Here is a 3,560-nt window from a genome sequence, read left to right on the forward strand (position 1 = left end):
AGGGCTGGAATGCCAGCAAAATCTTCTTTTTTATACACCAGTTGTACCAGGTTCCCTTTATCATCGTGGGTGCGGCAAAGCAGCCATTTGAATACCCGGTTTTCGTTGTCGGGATCAACGAGGCGGCTGTCTGCCGTAAAACCGTAGTAAGAAGTATGATTATCACTGGAGATAATCCGCCAGTGTACCTCGGCGGAACTGACGTTTGTCCATTTTTCGATACGGGTAAACGAGCCTTCAATCCTTGGACGATAACGCATTACCGAATAGTTAACACCGTCCACCGTTCTGGGCGTTGGCGTATTTTTCCATTCGCTGCCATTCCATTCCAGCAGAGGAACCAGGTCTTCCGCACCAGACAGCACGAAGGTATCTGATTCAGTGGCGTCATAATAACGGGGCAGCCCATCTTCCGTTTTACGGCTGATGGCGGGAATCGTTACTTCCCATCCTAATCCGAAACTACCATTGCCACTACCGGAATGATAAGACAAATCAAAGCCCGGCATGTAACCATTACGGCCCGGACTATAAGGAATCGGAATGGAAAAAGCGGCCGTGCCTGAAACAGCATTGACATTAAATTTTTCGTCGACGCCTTTAATAGCACCGCCTCCTTTGGGCAATGCAATAACGGGCGTCTGTGTGGCACCGGATGAGGATGAACCGGCATCGCCGCCTGATGAGAATACGCTTCGTCCGGAATAATCCGAAGGATTACCCGTTTTTTTGGGGTCATTAAGAGGCATAATCTACTTTTTACTTTTGGGGTTGGGGTTTCTATAATAAAATTAAATCTTTTCTTGTAACGATGTGTCTTTTTTTCTGGTGTGCAAAAAAAATAACACTGCGGTTGCAAACCACTATGCGTACATTGCACGCAAAGATATGGGGCTTATAAAAGCTCCTGCCAGCTAAATGCTTCGCTTACATAAACATCACTTCGATGTTTTCATAAAACGTATATTCGTTAACGTTATACTGTTTTTTTCGTGCCAATTCAGGGAACCTGCCGCTTTTGCGTGCTTTGCGTATATTATTTTAAATGGATCGTCTGAAGGTCAGGCACAGCAGAAATAAGGCAATAAATAAATGGCCAAAAGCACAAAAAGTTGTTTCTTCTCTGAAACAACCTTTTGTGCTTTTGAAAATCAGTGACCCCATCAGGATTCAAACCTGAAACCTTCTGATCCGTAGTCAGATGCTCTATTCAATTGAGCTATGGAGCCGGTTAAACAAAATTATTCTCTTAAGACGGTCTGTAGTCAGATGCGCTATTTAATTGAGCCACAGGCCAATAATAACACTGCTATCAAAGTTATGCGTTTTTTCGAAAACGCCAAATAGTTGCTAAAAACCGTTGCAATCTTCTGATTTACACTTACTTTTACAACAATTGATTAATTATTATAAGCAGTGAAAATTCAACTCTGGAGCATCGGAAAGGAACATGATCCCTATATCAGGGATGGCATTGCGGTTTTTCAAAAGAGACTGCAACATTACGTGGATTTTGAGGTTAAACTGATTCCTACCGTGAAACAGGCGGCCAGTCTATCTATACCGGAACTGAAAAAGCAGGAGGCTAAAATCATTATGGATATGTTGCAGCCTACCGATTTTTTGCTGGCGCTGGATGAAAAAGGAAAAATGATGACCACCGTACAATTTGCCGACTTTTTACAACAACGCAACAACGCGGGTACGAGGCAGTTGATAATTTTAATAGGTGGTGCTTTTGGTATTGACGCTACCCTATTGCAGCGCGCGCAGTTACAAATGTCATTGTCTCCCCTTACCTTCCCCCATCAGCTGGTACGGCTTATTTTCACGGAACAACTGTACCGTGCCTATACTGTATTAAACAGGGAGAAATATCACCATCAATAGTTACATTTATTATTCAAATAACAACCCGCTTATATGACATTCTCTATTAGCTTAGTGATCATCATCATTACCTGCCTTATTTCCTACACCGCTTTACAAAATTATGAGCAACTGGAAAAACTAAGTCTGCAACCTTACATGGTAAACAGATACAAACAATATTATCGTTTTATCACGTCTGGTTTTGTGCATGCAGATTTTCAGCACCTGTTGTTCAATATGCTGACGTTATGGTTTTTTGGCAGATTTATAGAAGATGTTTTTACCAGTCTGTTTCATAATAAACTGGTGTATATTTTATATTATGTGCTGGGAATTATTGTCGCTAATATTCCGTCCTATATCAAGAACCGGAATAATTCGAATTACTCTTCTCTGGGGGCTTCGGGCGCTATTTCGGCCATTGTGTTTACTGCAATTATTGTAAATCCCTGGGCTGATATTTACTTATTTTTTGCACTTAAAATGCCGGCAGTAGTGTATGGTATTTTATTCCTGGGCATCTCTGCCTACATGTCGAGGAAAGGCGGTGGAAATATCAATCACGATGCGCATCTGTGGGGCGCCTTATTTGGCATCGTATTCCCGCTCATATTCCATCCGGAATTAGGCACGGACTTTATTTATATGATTACACATCGTGCTCAGTTCGTCAGATAATTTTTTGATGGATTTAGTTACGGGAGAAGTAACTAAATCCATCTTACTTATTTAACAAATTCCACGCTCAATATTTCTTTTGTTTTAGGGGTTATTTTAGCCCTGTCATCTACCCTCATTCCTATTACCCAAACAATACGTTTGTTAGATTCCAGCACCCATACATTTTCCTTTTGCGGCAATGATAGTTTCTGATCTATGAGGAAACGGCTTATTTTTTTCTTTTTGGGCATGCCCAACGGATAAAAATAATCGCCTTGTTTCCATTTTCTCAGGATCAGCGGATAGCTTACCTGGGCGGCGTCCAGCCAGGCTGTTTCCGCAGCGGCAGGAATCGCGTTTGTACCTCTCTCCTGCCGGCGCAGTTGTAATTGTCCTCCGCCGAAATGGATATGTGATTGTTCGGGTTCAATCACTATCAGCGGCGCATCAACGGTAGTAAGCGTTGTAATCAGCAACCACTGACGATTGCGGATAATGCGATGGGTGGCTGTTTCCACGTATCTGCCGGATTCGCTGTCCAGTAAAGAAAGCACCTGTTGTGTTTGCGCGGAAGAGCAACCAAATCCACGAAACAGTTCCCAGGCAATGGTTTGCAACGGTATACTCTTTTGCAGTTTTGCTACCGGTACCTTCCAGGTATTATTTTCCTGAAATAGCAGTCGTTTACGATGCTTCTCCAACGCCTCCTGGTAAAGGATTTCCGCCTCCTTCATGCGTTCAATGGTCGCCGCCATATTTTTCACCGCACCAGGAAATGCTTCCTGTAAACGCGGAATGATCTGGTGGCGATAATAATTACGTGTATACTTGTCCGTTACATTTGAACTATCTTCTACATAGTCGATATTATGCATGGCAGCATAAGCGACCAGGGTGTCTTTCTCGGTAAATAATAAGGGACGGATAAGGTATTCCTGTTTGGGCAGTATGCCGTGTAAACCGGCGATACCCGTACCTTTCGTGAAGTTCATCAAAGCGGTTTCCACGCTGTCCTGCATATGGTGTGC

General features: G+C 43.0%; 4 protein-coding genes and 1 tRNA gene. 2 read left to right on the forward strand and 3 right to left on the reverse strand.

Annotated elements, in window-relative coordinates:
• The coding region (locus VIP81_RS04425; RefSeq protein WP_331957267.1) for a SpvB/TcaC N-terminal domain-containing protein at positions 1 to 749 on the reverse strand (749 nt) is incomplete at its 3' end.
• A gap of 406 nt (positions 750 to 1,155) precedes the next feature.
• Positions 1,156 to 1,229, reverse strand: a tRNA-Arg gene (locus tag VIP81_RS04430).
• A 187-nt stretch (positions 1,230 to 1,416) separates the two neighbouring features.
• On the opposite strand from VIP81_RS04430, the gene VIP81_RS04435 reads away from it, so the two are divergent.
• Both VIP81_RS04435 and VIP81_RS04440 read left to right on the forward strand, forming a co-directional pair.
• On the forward strand, positions 1,417 to 1,890 hold the full coding sequence (locus VIP81_RS04435; RefSeq protein WP_331957268.1) for a 23S rRNA (pseudouridine(1915)-N(3))-methyltransferase RlmH: 474 nt from the start codon (positions 1,417 to 1,419) through the stop codon (positions 1,888 to 1,890).
• Between the two features lie 33 nt (positions 1,891 to 1,923).
• Complete coding sequence (locus tag VIP81_RS04440) at positions 1,924 to 2,550, forward strand: rhomboid family intramembrane serine protease (protein ID WP_331957269.1); 627 nt, start codon at positions 1,924 to 1,926, stop codon at positions 2,548 to 2,550.
• A gap of 47 nt (positions 2,551 to 2,597) precedes the next feature.
• Here VIP81_RS04440 and tilS read toward each other — a convergent pair.
• Positions 2,598 to 3,560: tRNA lysidine(34) synthetase TilS (tilS, locus tag VIP81_RS04445; protein WP_331957270.1), on the reverse strand; the 963-nt coding region annotated here is incomplete at its 5' end.

Origin of the sequence: Chitinophaga sp. (assembly GCF_036566945.1) — a bacterium.
GTDB lineage: Bacteria > Bacteroidota > Bacteroidia > Chitinophagales > Chitinophagaceae > Chitinophaga.